At 49.8% G+C, this 23,997-nt stretch carries 21 protein-coding genes; 13 read left to right on the top strand and 8 right to left on the bottom strand.

The genetic code is table 11. From position 1 onward, the window contains the following. The first annotated feature begins 3 nt into the window (after window positions 1-3). On the top strand, window positions 4-3,231 hold the full coding sequence (locus AB9P05_RS16760; RefSeq protein ID WP_371909984.1) for an efflux RND transporter permease subunit: 3,228 nt from the start codon (window positions 4-6) through the stop codon (window positions 3,229-3,231). 11 nt (window positions 3,232-3,242) lie between these two features. Then, window positions 3,243-4,598: a TolC family protein gene (locus AB9P05_RS16755; RefSeq protein WP_371909983.1), complete on the top strand. Its 1,356-nt coding sequence runs from the start codon at window positions 3,243-3,245 to the stop codon at window positions 4,596-4,598. A gap of 87 nt (window positions 4,599-4,685) precedes the next feature. Here the strand turns inward: AB9P05_RS16755 and AB9P05_RS16750 are convergent, their stop codons facing one another. From AB9P05_RS16750 to AB9P05_RS16720, 7 genes are all read right to left on the bottom strand, one after another. Beyond that, complete coding sequence (locus AB9P05_RS16750) at window positions 4,686-4,880, bottom strand: hypothetical protein (RefSeq protein ID WP_371909982.1); 195 nt, start codon at window positions 4,878-4,880, stop codon at window positions 4,686-4,688. Between the two features lie 55 nt (window positions 4,881-4,935). Beyond that, window positions 4,936-5,220, bottom strand: a complete 285-nt coding sequence (locus AB9P05_RS16745; protein ID WP_371909981.1) for a hypothetical protein — start codon at window positions 5,218-5,220, stop codon at window positions 4,936-4,938. A gap of 178 nt (window positions 5,221-5,398) precedes the next feature. Next, complete coding sequence (locus AB9P05_RS16740; protein WP_371909980.1) at window positions 5,399-5,611, bottom strand: hypothetical protein; 213 nt, start codon at window positions 5,609-5,611, stop codon at window positions 5,399-5,401. Window positions 5,612-6,211: 600 nt separating this feature from the next. Next, window positions 6,212-7,573, bottom strand: coding sequence for a TolC family protein (locus AB9P05_RS16735; RefSeq protein WP_371909979.1), 1,362 nt, complete (start codon window positions 7,571-7,573; stop codon window positions 6,212-6,214). Beyond that, window positions 7,563-10,703 carry an efflux RND transporter permease subunit gene (locus tag AB9P05_RS16730; protein WP_371909978.1) on the bottom strand — a complete coding sequence of 1,047 codons (3,141 nt, stop codon included), beginning with the start codon at window positions 10,701-10,703 and terminating at the stop codon, window positions 7,563-7,565. The genes AB9P05_RS16735 and AB9P05_RS16730 overlap by 11 nt, the downstream gene beginning before the upstream one ends. Window positions 10,704-10,707: 4 nt before the next feature. Further along, window positions 10,708-11,865, bottom strand: a complete 1,158-nt coding sequence (locus AB9P05_RS16725; protein WP_371909977.1) for an efflux RND transporter periplasmic adaptor subunit — start codon at window positions 11,863-11,865, stop codon at window positions 10,708-10,710. A gap of 141 nt (window positions 11,866-12,006) precedes the next feature. Then, a complete protein-coding gene (locus AB9P05_RS16720; protein ID WP_371909976.1) occupies window positions 12,007-13,101 on the bottom strand; it encodes a Gfo/Idh/MocA family protein in 1,095 nt (364 codons plus the stop codon). Window positions 13,102-13,304: 203 nt separating this feature from the next. Between AB9P05_RS16720 and AB9P05_RS16715 the strand changes: the two genes are divergently transcribed. The 10 genes from AB9P05_RS16715 to AB9P05_RS16670 all read left to right on the top strand — a co-directional run bounded on the left by AB9P05_RS16715 (window position 13,305) and on the right by AB9P05_RS16670 (window position 22,742). Next, on the top strand, window positions 13,305-13,817 hold the full coding sequence (locus tag AB9P05_RS16715; protein WP_371909975.1) for a sensor histidine kinase: 513 nt from the start codon (window positions 13,305-13,307) through the stop codon (window positions 13,815-13,817). 50 nt (window positions 13,818-13,867) lie between these two features. Continuing rightward, window positions 13,868-14,098 carry an ATP-binding protein gene (locus AB9P05_RS16710; RefSeq protein ID WP_371911364.1) on the top strand — a complete coding sequence of 77 codons (231 nt, stop codon included), beginning with the start codon at window positions 13,868-13,870 and terminating at the stop codon, window positions 14,096-14,098. A gap of 392 nt (window positions 14,099-14,490) precedes the next feature. Beyond that, window positions 14,491-15,039, top strand: coding sequence for a hypothetical protein (locus AB9P05_RS16705; protein ID WP_371909974.1), 549 nt, complete (start codon window positions 14,491-14,493; stop codon window positions 15,037-15,039). Window positions 15,040-15,189: 150 nt separating this feature from the next. Further along, a complete protein-coding gene (locus AB9P05_RS16700) occupies window positions 15,190-15,399 on the top strand; it encodes a hypothetical protein (RefSeq protein ID WP_371909973.1) in 210 nt (69 codons plus the stop codon). A 522-nt stretch (window positions 15,400-15,921) separates the two neighbouring features. Further along, window positions 15,922-16,347 carry a hypothetical protein gene (locus AB9P05_RS16695; protein ID WP_371909972.1) on the top strand — a complete coding sequence of 142 codons (426 nt, stop codon included), beginning with the start codon at window positions 15,922-15,924 and terminating at the stop codon, window positions 16,345-16,347. 126 nt (window positions 16,348-16,473) lie between these two features. After that, window positions 16,474-18,846, top strand: a complete 2,373-nt coding sequence (locus AB9P05_RS16690; protein WP_371909971.1) for a multicopper oxidase domain-containing protein — start codon at window positions 16,474-16,476, stop codon at window positions 18,844-18,846. A 28-nt stretch (window positions 18,847-18,874) separates the two neighbouring features. Continuing rightward, entirely contained in the window at window positions 18,875-19,423 is a 549-nt protein-coding gene (locus AB9P05_RS16685; protein ID WP_371909970.1) for a DUF3347 domain-containing protein, read from the top strand. 8 nt (window positions 19,424-19,431) lie between these two features. Further along, window positions 19,432-19,887, top strand: a complete 456-nt coding sequence (locus AB9P05_RS16680) for a DUF305 domain-containing protein (RefSeq protein ID WP_371909969.1) — start codon at window positions 19,432-19,434, stop codon at window positions 19,885-19,887. Between the two features lie 422 nt (window positions 19,888-20,309). Continuing rightward, window positions 20,310-21,218: an ion channel gene (locus tag AB9P05_RS16675; RefSeq protein WP_371909968.1), complete on the top strand. Its 909-nt coding sequence runs from the start codon at window positions 20,310-20,312 to the stop codon at window positions 21,216-21,218. A 1,356-nt stretch (window positions 21,219-22,574) separates the two neighbouring features. Further along, on the top strand, window positions 22,575-22,742 hold the full coding sequence (locus AB9P05_RS16670) for a hypothetical protein (protein WP_371909967.1): 168 nt from the start codon (window positions 22,575-22,577) through the stop codon (window positions 22,740-22,742). Window positions 22,743-23,158: 416 nt separating this feature from the next. On the opposite strand, the gene AB9P05_RS16665 is transcribed toward AB9P05_RS16670, so the two are convergent. Continuing rightward, the gene (locus tag AB9P05_RS16665) at window positions 23,159-23,314 is read right to left on the bottom strand and encodes a hypothetical protein (RefSeq protein WP_371909966.1); all 156 of its coding nucleotides are present in this window, start codon (window positions 23,312-23,314) and stop codon (window positions 23,159-23,161) included. A 342-nt stretch (window positions 23,315-23,656) separates the two neighbouring features. On the opposite strand from AB9P05_RS16665, the gene AB9P05_RS16660 reads away from it, so the two are divergent. Continuing rightward, entirely contained in the window at window positions 23,657-23,995 is a 339-nt protein-coding gene (locus tag AB9P05_RS16660) for a PadR family transcriptional regulator (protein ID WP_371909965.1), read from the top strand. Window positions 23,996-23,997: the final 2 nt, after the last annotated feature.

The following is a 23,997-nucleotide window of genomic DNA, read 5'->3' as shown; positions in this document are numbered from 1 at the left end:
CTTATGAAAAAATTAGTAGGCGAATTCATTAAATTCCCCCTGCTGGCTAACCTGATCATTCTGGTACTCCTGATGGGTGGTATCGGGGCCGGCCTTTTAATGAAAAAGTCTTTCTTCCCTGAGCGCTCCACTAATAATATTACCATTAATGTGGCTATGCCCGGAGCATCACCACGTGAGATGGAAGAAGGGGTAGCCACCAAGATCGAGCAGGCGGTAAAAGCCATTCCCGGTATAAAAGAGATCATCTCCACCAGCTCGGAGAACTCTGCCAACGTGAATATCACCACCTATGAAAATTACGACATAGATGAGATACTCACAGAGGTAAAAAATGCCGTGGACCAGATCAGCAGCTTTCCTGAAAATGCTGAAAAGCCCACCGTTTTTAAAAGAAAGAATACGGACCGGGGCGTCATCATGGTACTGCATGGTGATCTGGAAATGATGGAGCTGAAGGAGTATGCCCAACGTGTGGAAAAAGACCTCCTGAACTCCGGCCTCATCAGCCAGGTGGAAATATCGGGCTACCCTACCCTGGAGATCAGTGTGGAAGTACCGGAAGAGAACCTGAACAGGTATAACCTTACCTTTGAGGACATCATAACTGCCATACGCACCCAAAACAGGGATATATCGGCCGGTACCCTCAGAAACACGCAGGAGGAGGTACTTATCCGTTCCCGCGCCAAAGAGGTAGACCCTGACGAGATAGGCAATATTACGCTCCGCTCGAATGCTGAGGGCACAAACCTTCTGATAAAGGACATTGCAGACGTGAAACTGCAGTTTGCCGAGCAATCCTACAGCGTGTATTACAATGGGGAGCAGTCGGTAAATATTGAGGTAACGAAACTGCCTGAGGAGGACCTGGAGGCCATCAGTTCCTACGTAAATAATTATGCGGCTACGTTTAACGAAAAGCATAATGATGTAAACCTCACCATCACACTCGACTTTCTGAATACCCTCCACTCCCGTCTGAACCTGCTGGTGAAAAACGGGGTCATCGGGTTCTTCCTTATCATAGTCGTATTAGGTCTGTTTCTCAACCTCAGGCTGAGTATGTGGGTAGCCATGGGCATCCCCATCAGCTTCATGGGTATGGCGATAGCTGCCTATTTCGGTGGTGTGACCATTAATATGATCTCCCTGTTCGGAATGATCCTGGTGGTGGGTATCCTTGTGGATGATGGTATTGTGATCGCCGAAAACATCTACACCCATTTTGAAAAGGGCAAAAAGCCAATGAAGGCTGCTCTTGATGGCACGCTGGAGGTATTACCTGCGGTATTCACCTCTGTTCTTACCACTATTGTTGCCTTTACACCCCTGTTCTTTGTTACGGGTACATTCGAGTTTTTCGGAGACCTCGCCTTTGTGGTGGTTGCCAGCCTTTCCTTCTCACTAGTAGAGGCTTTCCTGGTACTGCCCGGTCACATCGGGTCTAAATCTGTGCTTAAGCAGCAGGAGAGAAAGACGCTCTTTACCCGAATTAAGAATGCCCTGGAAAACTCGATTAACTGGGTGCGTTCTCATGTGTATGGCAAGGTCCTGAAAAAAGCCCTGGATTATCGCTATGTAAGCTTTGCGCTAATCATTTTCTTTTTCCTTATCACCATAGGTATGTTTAAGGGAGGGATCATCCGGTATACCTTCTTCCCTCCTATCCAGTTTGACAGGATCGAGATCGGGGTGGCCTTTAAGCCTGGTACTGGCGAGGCCATTGTAGAGGACTACCTGGTACGGTTTGAGCAGGCAGTAAGGCAGGTAGAAGATACGCTTGCCGTATACCATCCTGATTTTAAATTTATTGAAAGCACTACGCGGGTAACCGGTGTGATGATGAATGGCGGTGAGAGCGGCAGCCATACCGGTAGCATAGGCGTCTCGCTGGAAGATATGGAGGGCTCTCCGATATCCACTTTCCAGATAGCGGGAATGATAAGGCAGTACATAGGGCCGGTACCGGAGGCTGAAAAGTTTGCCGTAGGTGGTATGAACCGGTGGGGTAAGCCGGTTTCTATCGGCCTGCTGGGCAATGACCTGGAGGAAATGGAAGGGGCCACGGAAATGCTGAAGGAGGAACTGGCTGGTATATCGATGCTTAAGGATATCTCGGACACGGACCCCCTGGGACGCAGAGAGGTGCTCATTCAGCCCAAAGAGGAGGCCTACTTCCTGGGCCTGGACCGCAATATTATCTCAAACCAGCTTCGCCAGGGATTTTTCGGTGGAGAAGCCCAGCGCCTGCAGAGAGGGATAGACGAGGTACGGGTATATGTTCGCTACCCTCGTGAGGACCGGATGAACATCGGCCAGTTGGAGAGCGCCAAGATCCGTAGCCAAAGCGGCGAAGCGTACCCGCTTACTCAGTTGGTGGACTACAGCATAGAGCGTGGCCCCAGCTCGATCCGGCACAGGGACGGCAGCCGTGAGATCACGATCGAAGCGGACCTGGAGGACCCTTACGCCGAGGTGCCCGCTATCCTGGAGAAGATCCGGACGGATATAGAACCTAAGGTACTGGCTTCCTACCCGGGTGTTCGCTTCAGTTATGAAGGGCAATCCAGAAACAGTGAGGAGTCACTGCAGCAGATGATCGTGTACCTTGGCCTGGCTCTTATCGTGATCATCATTATCCTTATTATCAGCTTCCGGAGTTTCATACAGGCCATATTGGTCATCCTTATGATCCCTCTGGGCTGGATCGGAGCCTGCTGGGGGCATGGCCTGGAGGGCACACCGGTTTCGTTACTTAGTGCCTGGGGTATGCTTGCGCTGGCTGGGGTGGTTATTAACGATGCGGTGGTGTTCATAGATAAGTATAACCGAAACCTGCTGGAGGGTGAGGATATACAGACGGCTATATTTAATGCCGGTCAGGCGCGTTTCAGAGCTATTTTGCTTACTACCATCACGACGGTGGCAGGTTTGTATCCGCTCATACTGGAGCAAAGCTTTCAGGCGCAATTCCTGATTCCCATGGCAGTATCGGTGGCGTACGGTATCTTATTCGGCACGATGTTCATCCTGATATTCCTGCCTGTACTGGTACTGGTATTCAATGACCTGCGATATGGCCTGGCCAGGACGTTCGGCCATAAAATCAGGAGGGAGAGGCTGGAGCCTTCCATCAAAAATCACCGAAGAGAGAAGTCCATCCGTATGGGCAACGCTAAAACGCTCGCCACTACATCTGTGAGCAGAGAGGATAATAAGGGACTTTAGCACGCATATTCATGAAGATATTTCATAAAGTATTACGCACCCTGCTAACGGGTGTACTGTTAGGTGCTGCCTGGTACCATCCGGCTGCGGCTCAGGAAGGAAACTCCCTGAGCCTGGCCGAAGCGTTATCACTGGGTCTGGAAAATAATTTCGATATCCGGATAGAGCGAAAACGGGTGGATATAGCTGAAAACAATAACTCATGGGGTGAGGCGGGCCGCTGGCCTACGATCAACCTGGTGGTGGATCAGCAAAACAGCCTGTCTGACGTGCCTAATGCAGCCCCTTTTCAGTTATCGGGCACGACTATTCGTAATTCGGTATCACCGGGGGTGAATGTAAGCTGGACGCTATTCAATGGCTTTGCGGTAAACATTAGCAAGCACCGCCTGGCACTACTGGAAGAGCAGAGCATGGGTAATGCGGCCCTGGTAGTGGAAAACACCATGAAGGCGATCATAGGACAGTACTACCAGGCGGTGCTGGAAAAGGAACGGCTGGAGGTATTCAGGCGTACACTGGACGTGAGCGGAGACCGCTACCGCTACGTACAGGAGCGGAAGCGCATCGGTAGTGCGGTGACTTTTGACTTGCTGCAGGAGCAGACGGCTTACCTGACGGATAGCTCAAACTATGTGCGGCAGGTACAGGCTTACGGTCAGGCGCTGCGTGACCTGAAGGTGTTGCTGGCGCTGCCGCTGGATCACCAAATACAGGTATCTGATAGCCTGGAGGTGATAGAGACGAACTTTGACTATGATGCGCTCTACGCACAGATGGCGGCTAACAATACGAACCTGCGGAATCAGTACCTGAACCAGCAGCTACTGAAGAAGTCGGTGATGCTGGCACAGGCACAGCAGTATCCGACTATCACCGCCACGGGGGGCTATAGCCATAACCGCTCGCGTTTAGACCTGAGTCAGGCGAATGTAGGGGAAGGTACGCCGCCGGTGATTAATAACCTTAGTAATCAGTTCTTTGTAAACTTCACGCTGAACTTTACGCTATATGACGGTGGCCGGGTGAAAAGGGACATTGCAAATGCCATGGTCGAGGAAAATATTGGCGATCTGCTGGTAGATGAGTTAATGCTGGAATTGTCGAATGATCTGAAAACGGCGGTGGAATTGTATGACGTACGCAAGAGCCTGCAGGCCATAAGCGCGCTGAATGCGGAAGCTTCGCAACTGAATGTACAGCTGGCGGAAGATAAATACAGCACGGGTATCATTAACAGTTTTGACTACCGTGACATCCAACTGGCTTTCCTGAATGCCTCCCTGGAAAATCTGCAGGCACGGTATGACCTGATCCAGTCAGAAACGGAAATACTGCGTCTTACGGGATCTTTACTCCAGGAGTAGTATCTGGCATCAGCTATTCCCCAAAAAATAAAAACCGGCTCATATGGCCGGTTTTTTTGTTTAACACTGTATTAGAATCAATACCCTTCAGGCGGCATGTGAGGTGGCCGTTTGTTTTTTACCGGTAGAGAAATACTTTTCTCTGACCCATTCTCTGAGGATAGAGGCGTCCTGGTCTCCCAGAAAGCGGTGGCTTTTGCGGTATTCTTTCCAGAAAAGTCTCTTATCAAAACATACCTTGGACAGTATGAGCTTGCAATACTCAAGCATGGATGTCTTCATGTATTCTGTGGTTTTTTGTTAGCAGTAAAATTCAGTGGAGTCTGAAGGGAACTGGCTAACAAAGAAAGGAGCAGAAAACAAGGTAACGCCTAATGGGCGGCGTACTTGTCGCTGAAGCAAGTGAGGGTGTGTGAAGTTGGGTAAGCCTAAAGGCGGGCTCAGCCAGCTTTTGCTGCTGCCTTATGCTTTCTTTAGCAGGCTTACGCTGGTAATAGTGACTGGCAACTGCCTCTACAGGGGTCTTGCTTTCGGCCTCTTCTACTTTAAAGGTGGCATCTGCATTGACCTGTAGGGCAATGGCAATAACCAGACATGCAGAAAATGAGCGTATAGCTTTCACAATGGATTTTTTAGCTTGAAACCATCAGGAATATTTACGGGTAAACGCAGGGGGTGGTTACAAAAAAAACCGGCCTGAAATAGGCCGGTTATAGGGGGTCTGTTGTAATTCTTAAAAGATTCTGCACACTGCAAATCTCATGGGATCGGATCCCTACAGATACCTCATGTATCTGTACTTAAGCCACGATATGACTCTCGGCAGAGGAGTCAGCCGTGTACCAAAGGTCTTTCTGATGCAAATAGTTTTGCTGCACCCATTCACGGAGCGCTTCAGCTTCGCTCTTTTCCAGTATGTTCAATGATTTCCGGTACTCTTTTTGGAAAAGGGCGCGGCTAAAACTAACCTTACTCAGAATCATTTTACTGTACTCCAGCATTTTCTGTCTCATTTTTGGAAGCTATTTATTTTATAAAACCTTGAAAAATTTCTGACACTAACGGTCAGTAACGAGTATTTAAAAAATGACCGGCCAAATAGCACGTCCAGGGCCTTTTGCCCACGCGTAAGGATTTACTAATCCACCGGCATACTCTGCCAAACGAAGCGGCTGTGTGCCTAAAAAAAGGCATTTACATTCCAGTAAAAGTGAAAGATCAGCCGGTCTGCATTCGGTGGAGAAAGTGCTTGTCAATTTTTAGTTCCACAAATGAACTAAAATCACCACCGTGGGTCTATGCAATCGTTTGAAATAGTCCTCCAATATAAGAAAAACTTTCACAATCTCTAAAAATACCTCATGATTTCCCGCAAATAAACCAGCAGGAAACCACAGCTTATTGCCGGGTTCCCTGCTTCGGGGACGTGCCGGGCCCACACGGGTAAAGTCTGTAAAACGAATAAACGTCTAATGCACTGACATTTGGTATTGTACATAGGGGGGCGCTTACCTGACCATAGGGTAACCGGGATAAACCACCGGGAAACTCTACCGAACTAATGAGGGAATATTCGTAAATGAAAAGTGTCCTAAGTACATATAAAACACGGGCTATTCTACGAGCAAGCCGGCATGGTAGTAAAGGCTGATTTCGGCCTGCCTGACGGCTATCTGCTGATCGGATACGTTTTTACGGGCACGGATCAGGTTTAGCTGGGCGTCGCGCAGGTCCAGGCCGTTGATCTCGCCGGTGGCGAAGGCTTCCTGGCTGCGGGTGTACTGCAAACGTGCCACTTCCAGATTATCCAGGCTGCTTTCCAGCAGGTCTACATTGGTGGTGTAGGCTACCCATGCATTGCGAATGTCTGCCTGCAGGGTGGCGCGGGCTTGTTCCAGCCGTATGTCGCTGCTGGCAAGGTTAACCTCAGCGTTCTGTACAAGGCGGTTACGGTTATCTCCGTCGTAGATGACAAAGGTGAGGTTGAGGGCGGTATTCCAGCCTTTGGTACGCTGCAGGGCGACAAAGCCGGCCTCGTTTTCGGTACGGTTGTATTGGTAGCCTCCGCTAAGGTCAAGTATGGGCCAGAAGCCTGCATTGGTTTCTTTTACCCTTAGTTCATTCACCTGGCGGTCTAGTTTGGCGAGCCTGAGGGAGGGGTTTCGCTGGTCTGCCTCGGACAGTATGGTCTGCAGCTCGAGGTTACGGGTGTAGGAAAAGGCTGTGTCAATACGGTAGGTGGTATCTACCGGCACACCAAGGAGGACATTAAAGTCGTTTTGCTGCTGCTTAAAGGCAAGTATGGATTGCTTCCATGTGATGCTGTCGTTTCTGAGGTCTACTTCGGCATTGAGTAGCTCAAGTTTGCTAACGCCACCAAACTCGTAGCGCCCCTTTACTCTGAGGTACCGCTCGGCGGAGATGGCTATGGCCTGCTCATTGATCTGCACACTGCGGTACTGCCCTGCCATGTCGAGGTATTGGGTGCTGACATCGAGAATGGTCTGCTGCATAGCCTGTGACTCCTGCAGGCGGGCTATGTCTGACTGGGCTATGAGGCGGTCGTAGATGTAGAAGCGGCCACCGCCGAAAATGGTGTAGTTGAGGGTAAGGGCGCCGCCATAGGATTCGGATACGGCTCCGCTGCGGTCTATGTTATCTGCCTCGGGGCTGGCGAATTCGATGCGGGTGTCCTGGTTGGAGTAATTATAGTTGCCGGAAGCCTGCAGGCTGGGTAAAAAACCGGCGTTGCCGATGGTGACATTATTCTCGGCTATTTCGAGGTCTCTTTCGGCGATGCGCAGGCTGTAGTTTTGCCTGAGGGCAATGGCTAAGGCCTCATCGAGTGTGACAAGGGGGGCTGAGTGCATGAGCACGGTATCGGGGCTCAGCCGGGGCAGCTCCTGGGCACGGGTAAAGTTGGCTGTGCTGATAAGACAGAGGAAAAACAGGAATGATCTGATACTAGCTTTCATAGGTTCGGGCTGCTTTTTTTCGTTTGATCACGCGCTCTACGGATTCGTATTCGGGCTTATCTCCTTCCCATAGCCAGGTAAGGTATACCTTGGCATGATTGCCGGCGGTAAGTGTGGCCGGCAGTAGTACGGAAAGGAAAAATGAACCGGCAATAAGCCCATAGCTGATGGTGATGGCCATGGGGATGAGGAACTGGGCCTGCACGCTTTGCTCAAGGACGAGGGGCAGCAGGCCGGCAGAGGTGGTGACGGTGGTGAGTAAGAGGGGCCTAAAGCGGTTCAGGGCGGTTTTTCGCAGGGACTCCTGGAAGGGGGTTCCTTCGGCGAGGTACTGGTTGAAGGTGTTGATGTATACCAGGCCGTCATTAATGAGCACTCCGGCGAGGGCAATGAACCCGAGGAAGCTGAGGAGGCTGATGGGGAGGCCATGGATGTAGTGCCCCCAGGCCGCGCCAATGAACCCAAAGGGCAGCACGAGCAGCAGGGCCAGGGTCTGGGTGTAGCTGCGGAAGGTAAAGATGAGTACGGTGATGAGGAGCACGAGAATAAAGGGGCCTACGCTGGATACCGAGTTCTGCAGGCGCCGGGTGCTTCTTTGCTGCCCTTCGTAGGAGACGTTAACGGTGGGGTATCGCTCGAGTATGCCGGGCATGACCTCGGTCTGTACCTGCTCCAGCAGTTGGGTACTGGAGACGTCCTGGCTGGCAAGCTCGCCCTCTACGGTAATTTCGCGCTTGCCGTCGCGGTGGTTAATGGTGATGAGCCCCTGCTGTGGCTCGAGGGTGGCTACCTGGCCTACGGGGACGCTGCTGCCCTGGGGGCTTCGGATACGCATGTTTTCGAGCTGGGAAACGTCCTGGCGGTTGTCGAGGGCATACCTTACCCATACCTTGACTTCGTCATCGCCTTTTTGCAGGCGCTGGGCTTCGTATCCGAAGAAGCCGGCGCGCACCTGGCTGATAAGGCCGGAGCCGGTGAAGCCGAGTCCCCTGCCGGTCTGGTTGAGGCTGAGGTTTACTTCGGGCCGGTCGGCCTGGTCGTTGCTGATAATGTCACGCACCTTACCGGTTTTACGCAGCTCTTCTTTGAACTCGGCGACGGCATTGCGGATGGTCTGATAGTCGGGGGCTGAGAAGGAGACATTGACGGGCTTGCCAAAAGCGGAACGGCTGTTGAAGCTCAGTTTTTCGACGCCGGGCACGGGACCGGTTTTACCTCGGAGGTCGCCGGCTACCTGGAAGCTGTTTCGCTCGCGCTCTTCGGATGAGACGAGGTAAAAAATGGCGGTACCGACGTTGCTGCCTGGGCCTACGCGTATTTCTCTTTTGGTGATGTACTGGCTGCCGTATTGGTCCTGGTAATCCTGGTTAAGAGCCATTGCTTTCTGTTCGATCATTTTCATAACGTCCTCGGTACGCTCATCGGGGGTGCCGGGGGGCATTTCGAGGTTAACGGTGACTTCGTTTCCTTCTACAAAAGGGAAAAAGGTGGTACGGATGACACCGGCCCCTACGGCGCCAAAGGTGATGACGAGGAGGGCGACGCCGGCGAGGTAGCCGAATACCTTGAAGCGGAGCACGAAATCGAGTATGGGGACGAATACTTTCTTACGGAAGACAAAGAGCTGATCTTCTATCTTTTGCTTTACCTTATTGGGTTTGGTCTTGCCCTTTAGGTCTTTGGTATGGGCGAGGTGGGCGGGGAGAAACAGGATGACTTCTATGAGGGAGAATATGAGTGACCAGATGACTACAAAGGCCACGTCGCTGAAAAACTCGCCCAGTTGTGCTTCTATAAAGAAGAAGAACCCAAAGGCTATGCATGTGGTGGTGATGGCGGAAAGAATGGAGGGGAACACTTCCATGGTGCCATCGACTACGGCGCGGAGGGGGCTTTTGCCTTGTTCAAAATGCTGGAAGATGTTCTCCCCTACCACGATTCCGTCATCTACGAGGATGCCTATGACGAGGATCATGCCGAAGAGGCTGAGGACGTTGATGGTGATGCCAAAGGCGTAGGCGACGACGATCATGCCGAAGAGGGAAATGGGGATGCCGAGGGCGACCCAGAAGGCGAGGCGAATGCGGAGGAAGAGACCAAGCAGCACGAAGACGATAACGGCACCAATGAGCCCGTTTTTCTGAAGGAGGGCGATGCGTTCGTTGAGCACGTCGGTGGCGTCATTGACCATGGCGGCTTTAACGGTCTGGTTGCGGCTGTTGAATTGCTCCACATATTCGGCTACGCTGTTGGCGGCCTGGATAATGCTTTCTTCATTAAGGGTATTGACGGTGATGAGCACGGCGGGCTCTCCGTTAAAGTAGGCGGTATTGGTGGACTCGGACCAGTCGTCGCGCACATCAGCGACGTCTTCGAGCTTTACGACGTTGCCATTGGGCTGGGTGCGCAGTACGATCTCGCGTAGCTGGTCGGCATAGTATAATTTCTGGTCGTAGCGGATGATGGTCTCTTCCTGTCCGCGGATGGTACCGCCGGTGGTACGGATGTTCTCACGGCCTACGGCCTGGGCTATGTCTGAGAAGGTAAGGTTGTAGGCGCGCAGGTCGCTTTCTCTGACGGCTATTTCTATTTCTTCATCGGTATAGCCGCTGATACTGATCTTGGAGATATTGGGAAAGTCGCGAAGCTCGTCTTCCACGAGTTCGGCTTTTTGCTTAAGGGCCTGGAGGGGTACTTCGCCGTAGAGGGCCATCTTGGCAGTAAAGTTGGTTACTTCCTGGACGTAGGTAACGAGGCGCTCCATGCCTTCGGGAAAGGTGCTGATCTGGTCTACGGCGTTCTTGACGTCCTGCAGGACGAGGTCGGCATTGGCACTCCACTCGAGTTCTACGGTGATGGTGGCGCTGTTTTCGCCGGACACGGAGGTGATTCGGTCTATGCCGGTGACGCCTTTGAGGTTATCTTCTATCTTGAGGGTGATTCCTTCCTCTACTTCTTTGGGGGAGGCCCCGGGGTAGACGGCTTCGATCATGATAAAGCGCTCGTCTACTTCGGGAAAGAAGGAGCTGTTCATCCTGAGGGCGCTGATGAGGCCAAGGGTGAGGATGAGGATAATGCCGAGGTTAACGAGCATTACGTTGCGAATAAAGAAGCGTATTACTTTTTTCATACTCTCAATCCTGAACTATGGAAACGGGTGTGCCTTCGAATGCTTTGGTCTGCTCGGTAAGGATAACGCGCTGGCCGCTGTCCAGCCCGGTAACGAGTACCTGGTCGAGTGAGCGGCCTTTTACGTCTACCTGCCTGAGGCGGGCGGTGCTGTCCTGCACGACGAATACGTAGGCATCATCTACGATGGCCTGCCTGGGTAGGCGAACGGCCTGCTGATAGGTGCGGCCGGCGTATGTGCCCTGGAGGTATACGCCGGTGCGTAGCCGGGGGCTTTCGAGCCTGAAAAACACGCTGACGAGCTGGGTCTCGGGGTCTACGGTTTCGTTTATTCTGATGAGGCGGCCCTGAAAGGTGAGGTCGCTGTTGGTGCGGTGAAAGGTGATGACTTGCCCGGGGCTGAGAAACTCTACATTGTCAAAATCAACGGATGCTTCCAGTTCATAGGTGCCGGTGCGGGATATTTCGCCGAGCTTCTGCCCGGGTGATGCGATGGTGCCGGGGTCTATGGTGGCCTGGGTAAGGGTGCCGCTAAAGGGTGCGCGGATGACGTACTTGGATAGCCGGCTCTCTAACTCCTGCACGGTGTAGAACTGGGAATAGATGTTACGGCCGGTGAGGAAGAGCCGCTGCTGGTCGTTTTGTACGGCGGGCAGTTCGCGGAGGGGTTGTGTGACATCAAAACTGAGGAGGTAGTTTTTCCATTCTTCATAGATGGCGGGGTAGTCTATGCGGAGATCGGGGACGGTCTGGGAGAGTAGCTGTACGAACTGGCTCTTGGCGGATTTGATGGATTGCCTGAGTTCGGAGGCATCCTGCCGGAGCATGACCTGGCCGGCGTTGAACTGTGTGCCGGCTTTAAAGGGTTTGGCTCCTTTGATGGTTCGGCCGGCATACTCTGCATATACATCTACTCGATCCTCGGGTACTACTCTGCCGGTGAGGGGTATTTGCCGGGTGATTTCGGAGGGGCTGACGGTGGTGGCTCTGACGGCAGTGCGGGCAACAGAATCGGAGGAGGCTTTACCTGATGATGAGGCGCCTGGTGGTGCTTTCTGACCTCCACCGGAGCTATTAAACAACCCGATGAGGGCCAGGGCGGCGGCTACGAGACCTATCCCGGCCAGTGAGACCCAAATTTTTCTTTTTTTGGACTTGTCCATGTTCGGTTAAGTGAATATTCAGTTCTAATGGCTAAGGGGTGCCATGATACAGCGTGTACTATTAACTATGGTGCGGCATTTGGTTCCCGGTCTCAACTATTTTCCATAGGTGAATCCGCATGACCGGTAGTCTGGGGGGCATCAATCAGCAGGAGGTATTCTGACGCGTTTTCCGGAAGCAGCGCTCTGGAAGATGGCGTCTACTGCAAGGAGATCGCGCAGGCCTTCTTCACCGGGCACCAAGACGGGGCGGTTTTGGAGGATGGCGAGCGCGTCATCGTCCATTTGGAGGGCTTGCTGGTCGGTGATACGTTCGTTGATAGTGGTGCCGTCGCTGGTGGTACCGCGTATGCCACTGTAGCTTTGGAAGGGCTGCAACCTGTACCAGCCCTGGGTACAGTTTATCTGGAGGCGATTGATATTTTCAGCAAAGGATGTCTTGCAGTCGGCCTTTATGCCGCCTGGGAACTCGAGGGTGAAGTAGGTGATTTCATCTACTTCACTGAACATATCAGGCCGGGTGACTTCATGCCGGGCGGTGACGGCGATGGGTTCAAGGCCTGTGCTGTAGCGGGCGGCATTGAGGGGGTATACGCCCATATCGTACATGGCGCCGCCGCCCATTTCTTTCTCGAGCCTCCAGGGGGTGCCTCCGCTAAAGCGAAAGCCTGCCTCAGTTTCTACTCCGGTAATGTCACCATAGGTTTTTTGGCGTCCGTAGCGGATGATGGTTTGGGTATCGGGCTCGTGCTGCATGCGGTAGCCGATGCAGAGCTTCACATTATTCTTTTTGCATGCGGCTATGATTTCGCGGCACTCTTTTGCATTGAGGGCCATAGGCTTTTCGCACCATACATGTTTACCGGCCTCGGCGGCTTTGATGGCGTATTCTTTATGCATGGAGTTGGGCAATACGATGTAGAGGACGTCTATATCGGGGTTATCGGCTACCTGGTGGATGTTACCGTAGTTGTATACGTTTTTATCGGGTATGCTGTAGCGCTGCTGCCAGAGGGGGACCTTATCGGGGCTACCGGTAACGATGCCGCGGAGCTGGCAGTGCCGGGTGAGGCGGAGGGCGGGGCCTAACTGGCCGGTGCTGTAATTGCCAAGCCCGACGAGGGCCACGCCGAGCTTTTGGGGCTGCCGGCCTAAGAGTATGCCGGGAAAGGGCAGTGCTGACAGGGCGGCGGCGGCACCGGCGGCTTTAATAAAGGAACGTCTTGAATAGCTCATAGGGAAAAAGTTGACCTATGAATAGAGAATATACTACGAGGCAAAAGGTTTGGGGAAAAGGATAAGTCGAGAGGGCTGAAGAAACCTCAGCTTATTGAAGACCAACCGGCAAAAGATCATGGCATACACCGAGTGGAATCAGGTTTTGATATTATACAGGTGAGTTCGGAGTTTCGTGCCTTCCGAGCCAATGTATTACGTCTTTGGAAAGAAATATGGCATCTGAGACTAAAGATGATAAATTTCAGGACATGATCCGTTTTAATGAGGCAATAGATGAGGCATGGATGCACTCTGTAAGTCATTATCACAATAAAATGGACAATAGTAAAAACTGGTTCCTGGGAATATTGGGTCATTATCTGCGCAATCCCCTTTCGGCCATAAAATCCGTTCAACAACTGCTTTCATTATCAAAAAATATTTCTGAAGAGGAAAGAATGTTGCTTCAACGCACGGATGCTAGTATTAAGCGGATAAGGGAACTGACTGAGAGCTTGCTTGAAGTGACTAAACTCCGATTAGGTACCGGGATTACCGTAGAAAAAAGATCCTCCGATCTGACGCTGCAATGCCAGCAAAAAATCCAGGAATTTCAATTAGCATACCCTAAAGCCGATTTGCGCTTTGAAGCACCGGGCCCCATACAAGTGCAGAGGGATTCTATCCGCATGGAGCAGGTTATATCCAATTTAGTGGCGTATGCTTTACGTTAGGGACGAACCGGCGGACCTGTTATTGTTAGTGTGGAGACCCGTGGTGTGGTATCACACTCTCTGTACACAATGAAGGAAATCCGATTCCAGAAGGTAGTAAAGAACTTATCTTCAATGGATTATTTAAAGATGCCGGAGAAAACGGGGATTGTAAAGAAAGTAGCTATGGTATTGGGTTATATGTGGTAATTGAAATAGTGAAGGCTGATAAAGATAAGGTTGTAGTGGCAAGTAGTGAACAGGATGGTACTGATTTTAGGATCATCCTACCGCGATATTGAAGCCATTTTCAAAGGCTGTTCCGAAACTATTTATGACCCGTGCAAAGCTGGCTAAATATTTGGTGAATACTACGGCATAAAAAATGGCGCTAGTATTCACTCATGCCAAACATGCACTGAAGTCATTAGCCATCCAGAAAAAAACAGATCCCTTACGAGAGCCGGTTTCTGAGGTGTGATTGCGACTATTTAATACTTCAATGCAACTCAATCGTGAACCTGCCCCTATTGTCTCATTTGTATTTCCGGATACTTTCTTCTTTCTGCACTCAGACTTTCAGACCGCAGAGCAGTGTATGTCCTGTTGCGGTGGTGGGGCAGTTTAAAGCTGTTAACAAAGGACATGTTACTCAGTTGTCTGATTTATAGCACTTTAAATTAAATATATGAAGGTGAAAATAGGAATTGTGTTGATGGTTTTATCTATGGCGTTACCAAATGCTTATGCTCAAATAGACTCAAGAACTGATATAAGATTTGGGGTAGCAAGGACCATTTTAGGTACTGGTGATATTAGCACTACAACCTTTGAGACAGAATTGAATTATAAGATAAACTCATTTTTCACTACTGCCATCAGTTTGAATTATGGAATTGGCGATGACCAAACGACTGGAACAGCCTCATATGCACAAGGAAACACGAATTTATTCATTTCACCTTTCGGGAACACCAGAGTTATTGATTTCAGAGTAGGCGGTGGTTTATCTTACTATGTAGTTTCCGATATTACCACTCAATCTACCAGCTGTGGCCCCAACGGCTGTTTTGTAGATGAATACAACTACGATAGGCGAAGAGAATTTGGTTTCAATATTATAACTGAGCTTGCTTATCAGTTAAATGAGAGTTATTTGATAGGGCTGAAGCTATATACTCAGCCGTACCTAAATGGCGACATAAATTCAGGATTGATGGTCAAATTTGGTGTAAAAATCTAAACAAAGGCTACAAACGTAACAGCCAATACCTCGCGTAAAGCCCTAACCGGCTGCTATGCCACCGTTATGGCCAACTTGAAAATAATACAAGCAGACATCAACTTTTTATTTGGTAAATGGACTAGCCTCTGACCTGAAAGCACTAGAATAATGACACACGCAAATAATCAAAATATGATTTGGGCTTTGGTTTTTAGTGTCTTGATTTTCTACGGAATCTTAATCTTAGTAAATATTCCTGCTCCATTCATTGGACTTAACTTTGATAATGATGAAACACCGAAACTTTGGTATGCACCTCCAGGATTTGTAATACCAGTTATTTGGTTTGTTCTATTTACCCTTCTTGGGATCGGATGATACAATCTTATTCAAACTGAATTGAATAACTATCAATGGTGGCTTTTTGGTCTTGCTTTTCTTTGTGCAACTTATGCATATTACACCTTAGGATTCGCAAAATTGACAAACGTTTCCGCCCTATGGTTCGGACTGATTGGGAATATTGTAGTGATATTTTGCTGCGTTTGTTGTCTACAAACTCTTTCCAATAAATAAGACAGCAGCTTTGCTGACTGTACCAGTTATTATTTGGACAGCATTTGCAAGTTTAATAGTCATTGGAGAAATGAAAATCAAGAAACTGTTATAAGGACAATTGATCAGAAATGAGTGTAGATCTGATTTAATAAAAAAACTCAAAACAACAGAAGCTCACAATCCCTCAATAACAAAAAAAACTGACCGCCTTACGAGAGTGGCTTTTAAATCTGTGATGGCTAGGGTACGTTTCTCGAACCGGTTTGAGGAGGATTTCAAAAATATAACACTCTTGTAGGTAATAGCTGCAAACAATTCTGTATGGATAGGGTATAGCAATTAGTGAGAAAAGCACTATCCATAGTATTGGCGGCTGTGATGCTGCTAATGAGCCAGGGAATGGCTTTGGGCACGCACTTTTGCGGGGGTAAGGCGGTGCTTCACCAGTTGATGGCGGGCATATCTGCGATGGACTGTGGCATGTCGGGCATGGACAGGGACTGCCTGGATACGGATATGGAAGGGCAGGCTTGCCTGATGGCAGAAGGTTGCTGCCGTGATTATTTTCTCTCTCTTGAGGTAAATGACGCCTTTAAGCCTGTCATACACGGGAGCTTCACCTTTGAACTGCCTGTGGCAGTAGTGGTTCAGGAGGAACCTGTCTATAACCTCTCTGTAGTGCTGCTTCGCCAGCCGACTGCCTATAGCTCGCCGCCGTCGCGGGGGCAACCACGTTTGCACATCCGGTACGAGACCTTTCTGATATAATACACTGAGCATTTTTCCGGGCGCCTACTCCAGGCACAGGGGTTTCCTGTTTGCGCAGCACTATCTCCGCTGCCAGGGGTTTCTCCTATTATACTTTTTTAGCTACCCTTTTCAGGAAAACAGCTCATGAAACACGCATTAATACTTTTTCTCTTCATTGTGCTGGCGGGTGCAAGCCAGCAGGCCTTTGCCCAGCAAGATACGATTGTACACCGCCTTACTTTACGCCAGGAGATGGTGGAAAAGGGTGGCAGGAAATCTATGGGCATGACGATAAACGGCAGCATCCCGGGACCTACGCTGGACTTTAAAGAGGGGGCGTATGCGGTGATCTACGTAACGAATGAAATGGATGTGGAAACCTCTGTGCACTGGCACGGGCTGTTGCTACCTAACTTCTATGATGGGGTGCCGTACCTGACGACTCCGCCTATTATGCCGGGGGAGACGTTTAAATATGAATATCCGCTGATACAGTCTGGCACGTATTGGTATCACTCGCACACGATGCTGCAGGAGCAAAGCGGGGTGTATGGCTCTATTGTGATACAACCTGAAAACGGCACGGAGCTGGCCTATGATAGGGAGCAGGTGGTGGTATTGTCTGACTGGACGCACCAGAAGCCAATGAATGTACTGCGAAACCTGAAACGGGGTAATGAGTGGTATAATATAAAGAAGGGAACGGCGACTCCTCTGAACCGGGTAATTGCGCGCGGGGCGCTTGGGGCGCAGTTTAACTTCTGGAAGCAGCGGATGGAGAGCGCGGACATAGCCGACATTTACTACCCGGCGTTCCTGGCGAATGGTGAAGAACGGGTGTCGTACGGGGAATATGAGCCTGGGGAAAAGGTACGGTTGCGGATCATAAACGGCTCTGCCTCCTCGCAGTTCTGGCTTACGTTTGGTGGCGGTGAGCCTACCATCGTGTCTGCGGATGGGCTGAATGTAGTGCCGGTGAGAAAGGACAAGGTGTTCATTGCTATTGCGGAGACGTATGATATTATCCTTACGATACCGGAAAGCGGCAGTATAGAGATGCGCGCTACGGCGCAGGATGGCTCGGGTTATTCCTCGACCATACTGGGGAGTGGCCCGCTGAAGGAGGCACCGGAAACGCCCAGGCCGGATAAGATAGGGATGATGATGCAGATGGCGAAAATGGACATGCGGATGGGTGCGCCGGCGATGAAGTTCAATCCCTCGGAGACGGACCCGCAGGAACTGATGGAGGAATGGGGGATGCAGATGGAAGAAGACTCAGAAAGCATGAAGCCGGGGCATGAGATGAAAGGGCACAGCGATGAGGGCCACAGCCACCACTCTATGGATCAGGAGGGGCAATCAGGCCACGAGGAAATGGATACGGGGAAGGAGGATAAGCGAATGAAGATGGAAGATCAGGAGAAGGGGATGTCCGGCATGGGGATGTCCGGCATGGATATGTCGGACGGAGGTATGGGGCATATGGATATGTTCTCGGAATATACTTACGACTACCTGAAGGCTACGGAGAGCACGGCGATGCCGGAAGACCGCGAGGTGAAGGAGATACTGCTGAACCTTACGGGCAATATGTGGCGCTATGTGTGGAGCATGAACGGGGTGCCGCTGTCAGAAGCTGACCAGATCAGGGTGGAGAGGGGTACGGTGGCGCGCATTACGCTGAATAACCTGACGATGATGCACCACCCGATGCACTTGCACGGCCACTTCTTCAGGGTGATAAATGAACATGGGGAGTACTCGCCCCTGAAGCATACGGTAAATGTGCCTCCGATGAATAAGGTGACGATAGAGTTTAATGCGACGGAGGACAGCGACTGGTTTTTTCACTGTCATGTGCTGTACCACATGATGGGTGGTATGGCGCGCATATTCAGCTATGGGGATGACCGTGACCCGCGGCTGAAGGATGCGCCACTGAAGGTACTGGTAAACGAGGGCAGGCAGTATTATACGTGGGGTACTGCAGAGGTGGGCTCTCATATGGCAGGCCTTAGCCTGGTCTCGAGTAATACCCGCAACCAGTTTAACCTCTCGGGTGAGTTTGGCTATAATGAGAACATGGAGGCGGAATTTACCTACGAACGCTACCTGTATGACTATCTGAGTGTGTTTGCGGGGGTAAACATGGAAAATGAGGGTGAGAATAGCCTGGATGAACTGGAAGCGGTGGCAATAGGCGGTATTCGCTTTTTTACTCCATACATGTTTAACCTGGACGTGCGCCTAGACCATAAACTGAGGCCGGAGGTAAGGCTTAGCCGGGAGCTGATGATCTTTCCGCGTACCACCATATTTGGAAATATAGAATACCAGGCGGACTTTGGCTGGGTCAATGACCTGGAGAATGAGGCAACGGGTGCTCCGATGAGCTATATGGATGAGCTGGTGTGGAGTGCAGGTATGGAGTATTTCCTATCAAGAAATTTCTCACTGATGGGCAGCTATGACAGTCGCTTTGGCGGGGGCGGTGGTCTGTCTATACGATTTTAAGTATTTAACATTTAGCTAAAACTATACGATGATGAAACATATTTTTTTAACACTGGCCACTTTGGCTCTGCTGAACTTTTCTGCCTGTGTGGAGGGGGAGCAAAAGCAGGAGGTGGAAGTGAAAACGCCTGAAGAGGTAAAGGAAGAGACGGAGGAGACGCCTGACCGCTTCGATGCTGAATTTAAGGATGGCATGGTGGGTAAGGTATTCCAGAACTACCTGGAGGTGCGGACCTCGCTGGTAAACTCTGACCTGGAGGATGCTAAAACAGCGGCCTCTAACCTGGCTCAGGCCTTTGAAGAGGAGCGTGCGGAAATGAAGGCGGCGGCGCTTGCTATGGCGGAAGCGGAGGGTCTGGATGACTTGAGGACGCACTTTTCTGAGTTTACGACGCTTGTGGAGCCTTTGCTGAAGGAGTCGGTAAGTAGTGGCACTATTTACAAGCAGTACTGCCCGATGGCATTTGATAATGAGGGGGCTTATTGGTTTTCTGATGCTGAGGAGATCCGCAACCCTTACTTCGGCGATGAAATGCTGACTTGCGGAAATGTGGAAGAAACTATCACTAAAAAATAAGATACGCTGTGAAGAATCATTATTTAAAGTTTGCCCTGATGATGCTGTCGTCATTTGTGTTTATGTACGCAGCGATGTTTTTTAATGTAGACCAGTTTGATCATATATACCTGAGCCATACGCGTACTTACATGGCGCTGTATATGGTAGGTCCTATGGCGCTGATTATGCTGGCTTTTATGGCGCCGATGTATAAAAATAAGGCTAAAAATGCGGTAATAGTGGTGCTGGCGGTGCTGGTGACCTCGCTCAGTTATTATTTTCTGAGGGACCAGACTACGGTGAAGGACATCCAGTATATGAAGGCGATGATACCGCACCACTCTTCTGCGATACTGGTAAGCCAGCAGGCTACGCTGGAGGACCCGGAAACGCGGGCCCTGGCGAAGGAGATAATCGAAGCGCAAAAGAGAGAGATTGCGGAGATGAAGAAGATCATTAACCGGCTGGAAAACGAGGACTAGTTTTCGTAAGTGCCTGTTTATCTCACACAATGGCGCAAAATCAGATGCAAAATACGGGAGAGGTTCTCCCCTTTCGTCTGCCAGGCCACCTTAGTAGTGAATTGACCTTTGAATTTCAACATTATACCCAGGAATCCTGGGGGTTAGGTATGTGCAGCCACCTTCCCCTTAGGGGAAGGAATTAAATGGTACCAAACTGACTGGGGTGCTAAATGTATTGTAAATAACATTCGTACCTCCTACCGCTCACCTTCGAGCTGGGTAGGCACGCAAAGGTGCTAAGGGTTTTACGGCGAAGTTGTGCCTGGTGACTGCCATTCAGGCTACATGCCACTTGGGGAGGCTTGCTAATCAGCCATGCCCACCTGAAGCGGGTATATCCTCTTACTGATTATATGGTGTTTAATAATGAATACTGACAAATGAATTACCTGTTCCTTATAATAGGCATACTGCTATTGATGATCGTCTTTACGGATTTCTTCCTTACGGTTATATCTGTAAGCGGGGCAGGTTTGGTTTCATCCAGGTTGTCGGGTTATGTATGTGATGTCTTTTTATGGGTAGGTGAAAAATCGGGCCAACGGGTGGTGCTTAAGTACGCGGGGGCGATTATTACGCTGACGCTGATCACGTGGTGGATACTGGGCCTTTGGCTGGGCTTTTACCTGCTGCTATTATCGGATCCGTACTCTGTGCTGGTGGCAACGTCGGAAGTACCTGGCAACAGTACGGACAAGATGTATTTTAGCGGTTATGTCCTTTCTACGATGGGCAACGGTGACTTTAAACCGGGTCTGCCCTCATGGCAAATAGTGATCGCCGTATTTTCGTTTACAGGGTTTATATTCTTTACTACGGCTATGACTTATCTGATATCGGTATCATCGGCGGTGATCCATAAAAGGTCAGGTGCTCTCTTTATAAATAATATCCTAAGGCTCCCTGCATCGAGGCAGTTGCAGCATGTGCTGGATAATGCTTCTGATATTGTGGATATGATCAATGTACACAATCAGCATCACCTGGCGTATCCGGTGATTCATTACTTTTTCAGTATGAAAGAAAAGTCATCGTTTATAGTAAATATATGGCGGCTGAACAGGCTGGTTACTTCTGCGGATAATGGAGCGGGGGCTTCCGAAAAGGCAGATTTGTTAATCGGGGCTATTGAGGACTATCTGGATACGATAAGCGGGGGGTATATAGCCAACTTAAGGGATAAGGATGGTGAAGGCCTGAATGATACTGAGATACGTGACAAACAACTAAAAAAGCTACTACGGAGTGGTGGCTGGGACCCGGATAGGGTAAGTGATTCGGCCAACTGAATATTATCCTTTGGCTGCAGTCAATTAAATATGATAGAAAAGGCATATGGTCATTCATATTAACGGCTGGTCATTATGAATGGTACTATCAATTCCCTACCCAAGGGCTACGTTGCAAAATTGAAAGAATGGCCGTTAGGTTAAGGTATGGGCTACCGAATGTCGGGCCTCCGGAATGCCGGATCACCGAGTGTCGGACCACCCTTATGAAAAAACTTTGGAACGTTTTTTCATCTGTCCCCTCCCTCAGGCATAGCCGTCAAGCTAAGAGTTGATCCAATGTAAATTACCCTCCTGTGAGCCGGGGTCGCGACCGACTCGGCCTCAAATGGCCATTTAGAACTCAAATAAAGATTCCGGAGCTGGGGTCTTTCAGACCGAGTACGCAGGCGACTGGGTTAGACTGTAGGTATAAGCTGAAATAATGGATTATTGCTCCAGCTTTAGACCCACCCCGGCGTGAGCTATTGCCATTCCAAAGTAAATTTCTGCGCCTGCCCGACGTGTGCGTCCCCAGTCCCAAAAGGGGACTCACTGCTTATTAATTGATTTACAGTAATTTGTGTGCTTAACTTGACGGCTATGCTCCCCCAGGGAGAGAATTATTTGTGCCTATCGCTGCAGAGTGCCATATTATTAAAAGTAAATTATATATAATCAGCAAAACAGAGGCTTAGCTTGACGGCTATGCCCCCAGGAGGGGAATTATTCGTACTTATCGATGCAGAGCACCACATTTTTATAAGCAATCATTCAAAATCAGTAAAATAGAGCCTTAGCTTGACGGCTATGCTCCCTGGGGAGGGGAATTTGTGCCTATTGCTAGAGGGTGCGCTGTTTTTAACAGCAAATCATTTTTCTTCACCAAAACAGGGGCTTAGAATGACGGCTATGCCCTCTATAGTGCAAACCAAACACCTCTCTTATAGTGCTTTGAGGAATAATATGGGACCTGCCTAGTAGGCTGCGTGCCTACGGCACTGTGGGTTGATCTGGCTTGATTGGGCTACAAAGGCAATGTCCCGATGGGACTGGTAGGGCCTTAGGGCAATTGGAGCTAGAACTATCGTGCGGCAGACCTGTATAAGAAAGCTCTTGTGATGAGCTGGAGATGAATTTTGGGTATCATTAAAAACCTGCCATTTAACGGAAAAATACCAAAAGCTATGAAATTAAGGTACATGGGCCTGAAATATACGCCAGGTATAGGCTACTTATAGGATAGGTACAGGATAGGCGAAGTAGTTACGGAGGAGAAACGGAGCAGAGACGAAGGAGCTCGGGTATGATTTGGTCTGAAGTGGTGGGAGAAGGCTACCTTGACCAGGTCGTAAATATAGGAAAAGTGCTATAAATATGAGTAGCGGTCAGGATGATTTTTATAGTAACTGGGGTAGCTTAAAGGGCATCCAGTATAAGAAGGTGATGATACCGCATTACTCTTCTGCGATACTGGTAAGCCAGCAGGCTACGTGCCTTGGCTGCTTCAAAGGCGACTTCCCGATGGGACTGGTAGGGTGTTAGGCCCTTATGGCGAAATGGACTGCGGAGGGGGTGGCTAAATTGGGGAAGGGAAATGCCGGTGGTTGCTGCAGGTGTCTACTCCTGCACTCTGCGAGTAGCTGGGGCCCATATGCATGGCGCCCATATGCATGGCGCCCCGTTATACGATGGGATTTGTGCTATAGATAAAAAGGCACTAAAAAAAGGGGCTGTCTCAAAAGTAGCAAGGCCTCTTTTTCTGCCAAACAATATTTTGAAAATCACCTCAAACACTCTGCATAGCGAAGTCGGACGCGACCCAGTCAGGCGCGACCCGGTCGGACGCGACGCGGTACAACCCCGCGGTAGTTACGAGGAATGCCAAATTATATTTTGAACAAAAAGAAAGAGGTTGCCTTTTGAGACAGCCTCTTCATCATTTTATATGGGATCAGCGCTTAGCAAAGGGCGAGACCGTTCCAGTCTACTTCGTCTGTATCGCATACGCAATATGACTTTCTTCTGGTATCAAGTCCGCCACCGGCTTTAACTGAGTCAGTGTCAACAGTAGTGAAGCTAGTGACTTCGAGTTCTTTTAAGCTTAGTTTTTTCATAATGGATAAAATTTAACTATAAATAATGTACCGCAGCTTCTTTCTCCTGGTCAAGGATCAAGTAGTAAAGCTACAGCAAAGCCCTAAAAAGCTATTTTTTTTCTGAAAAATCCATGAAACAACAGGTTTTATTTCATGAATTATTCATTTGACTTTCTCTCACTTTTGCTGATCGGAAAATATCCAAATAAATTCCTGTAAGCATACTATTCAGGGGCATGGGGGACTACTGCAGGCGTGACGGTCAGGTATGATGGCCCTCTGCTCTGTTATTCGTGATTTATCTGTGCCTTGACATTTACAGGGGACTTGCTTATTATTACCTAGACAAAGTAGAAAGTAATGACTAAAGGCAATTACCTGGGTGAGTTTGAAGAGTTAGTACTGCTGGCGGTGGGTATTTTATATGAAGAGGCATACGGGCTGGCGATAACGGATGAAATAGAAAAAAGAACGGGCCGGACGGTGACGATGAGCGCGGTGCATAAAACACTGATGCGCCTAGAGGATAAGGGTTTTCTGGCCTCGGAAATGGGAGGCGCTACGGAAACCCGCGGAGGACGCAAGAAGCGTCTGTTTAGCCTAACGGGGACGGGTAAGGAGGCGCTGAAGCATACGAAGGAAATGCGGGACAGCCTGTGGCAGGCGATACCTAAGCCTGTCTGGAACTTTAGTATCTGAAT

This window comes from Roseivirga sp. BDSF3-8, from assembly GCF_041449215.1.
Taxonomy (GTDB): Bacteria; Bacteroidota; Bacteroidia; order Cytophagales; family Cyclobacteriaceae; genus JBGNFV01.
This window is presented reverse-complemented; position numbering and strand designations above follow the sequence as displayed.

Excerpts from the sequence above, each read along its gene's own strand:
- AB9P05_RS16670 (WP_371909967.1), top strand. The coding sequence starts at position 22,575 with ATGAGTAGCGGTCAGGATGATTTTTATAGTAACTGGGGTAGCTTAAAG.
- AB9P05_RS16665 (WP_371909966.1), bottom strand. The coding sequence starts at position 23,314 with ATGAAAAAACTAAGCTTAAAAGAACTCGAAGTCACTAGCTTCACTACT.
- AB9P05_RS16675 (WP_371909968.1), top strand. The coding sequence starts at position 20,310 with ATGAATTACCTGTTCCTTATAATAGGCATACTGCTATTGATGATCGTC.
- AB9P05_RS16735 (WP_371909979.1), bottom strand. The coding sequence starts at position 7,573 with ATGAAAGCTAGTATCAGATCATTCCTGTTTTTCCTCTGTCTTATCAGC.
- AB9P05_RS16660 (WP_371909965.1), top strand. The coding sequence starts at position 23,657 with ATGACTAAAGGCAATTACCTGGGTGAGTTTGAAGAGTTAGTACTGCTG.
- AB9P05_RS16730 (WP_371909978.1), bottom strand. The coding sequence starts at position 10,703 with ATGAAAAAAGTAATACGCTTCTTTATTCGCAACGTAATGCTCGTTAAC.
- AB9P05_RS16690 (WP_371909971.1), top strand. The coding sequence starts at position 16,474 with ATGAAACACGCATTAATACTTTTTCTCTTCATTGTGCTGGCGGGTGCA.
- AB9P05_RS16720 (WP_371909976.1), bottom strand. The coding sequence starts at position 13,101 with ATGAGCTATTCAAGACGTTCCTTTATTAAAGCCGCCGGTGCCGCCGCC.
- AB9P05_RS16755 (WP_371909983.1), top strand. The coding sequence starts at position 3,243 with ATGAAGATATTTCATAAAGTATTACGCACCCTGCTAACGGGTGTACTG.
- AB9P05_RS16760 (WP_371909984.1), top strand. The coding sequence starts at position 4 with ATGAAAAAATTAGTAGGCGAATTCATTAAATTCCCCCTGCTGGCTAAC.
- AB9P05_RS16725 (WP_371909977.1), bottom strand. The coding sequence starts at position 11,865 with ATGGACAAGTCCAAAAAAAGAAAAATTTGGGTCTCACTGGCCGGGATA.
- AB9P05_RS16700 (WP_371909973.1), top strand. The coding sequence starts at position 15,190 with ATGACACACGCAAATAATCAAAATATGATTTGGGCTTTGGTTTTTAGT.
- AB9P05_RS16685 (WP_371909970.1), top strand. The coding sequence starts at position 18,875 with ATGATGAAACATATTTTTTTAACACTGGCCACTTTGGCTCTGCTGAAC.
- AB9P05_RS16740 (WP_371909980.1), bottom strand. The coding sequence starts at position 5,611 with ATGAGACAGAAAATGCTGGAGTACAGTAAAATGATTCTGAGTAAGGTT.
- AB9P05_RS16750 (WP_371909982.1), bottom strand. The coding sequence starts at position 4,880 with ATGAAGACATCCATGCTTGAGTATTGCAAGCTCATACTGTCCAAGGTA.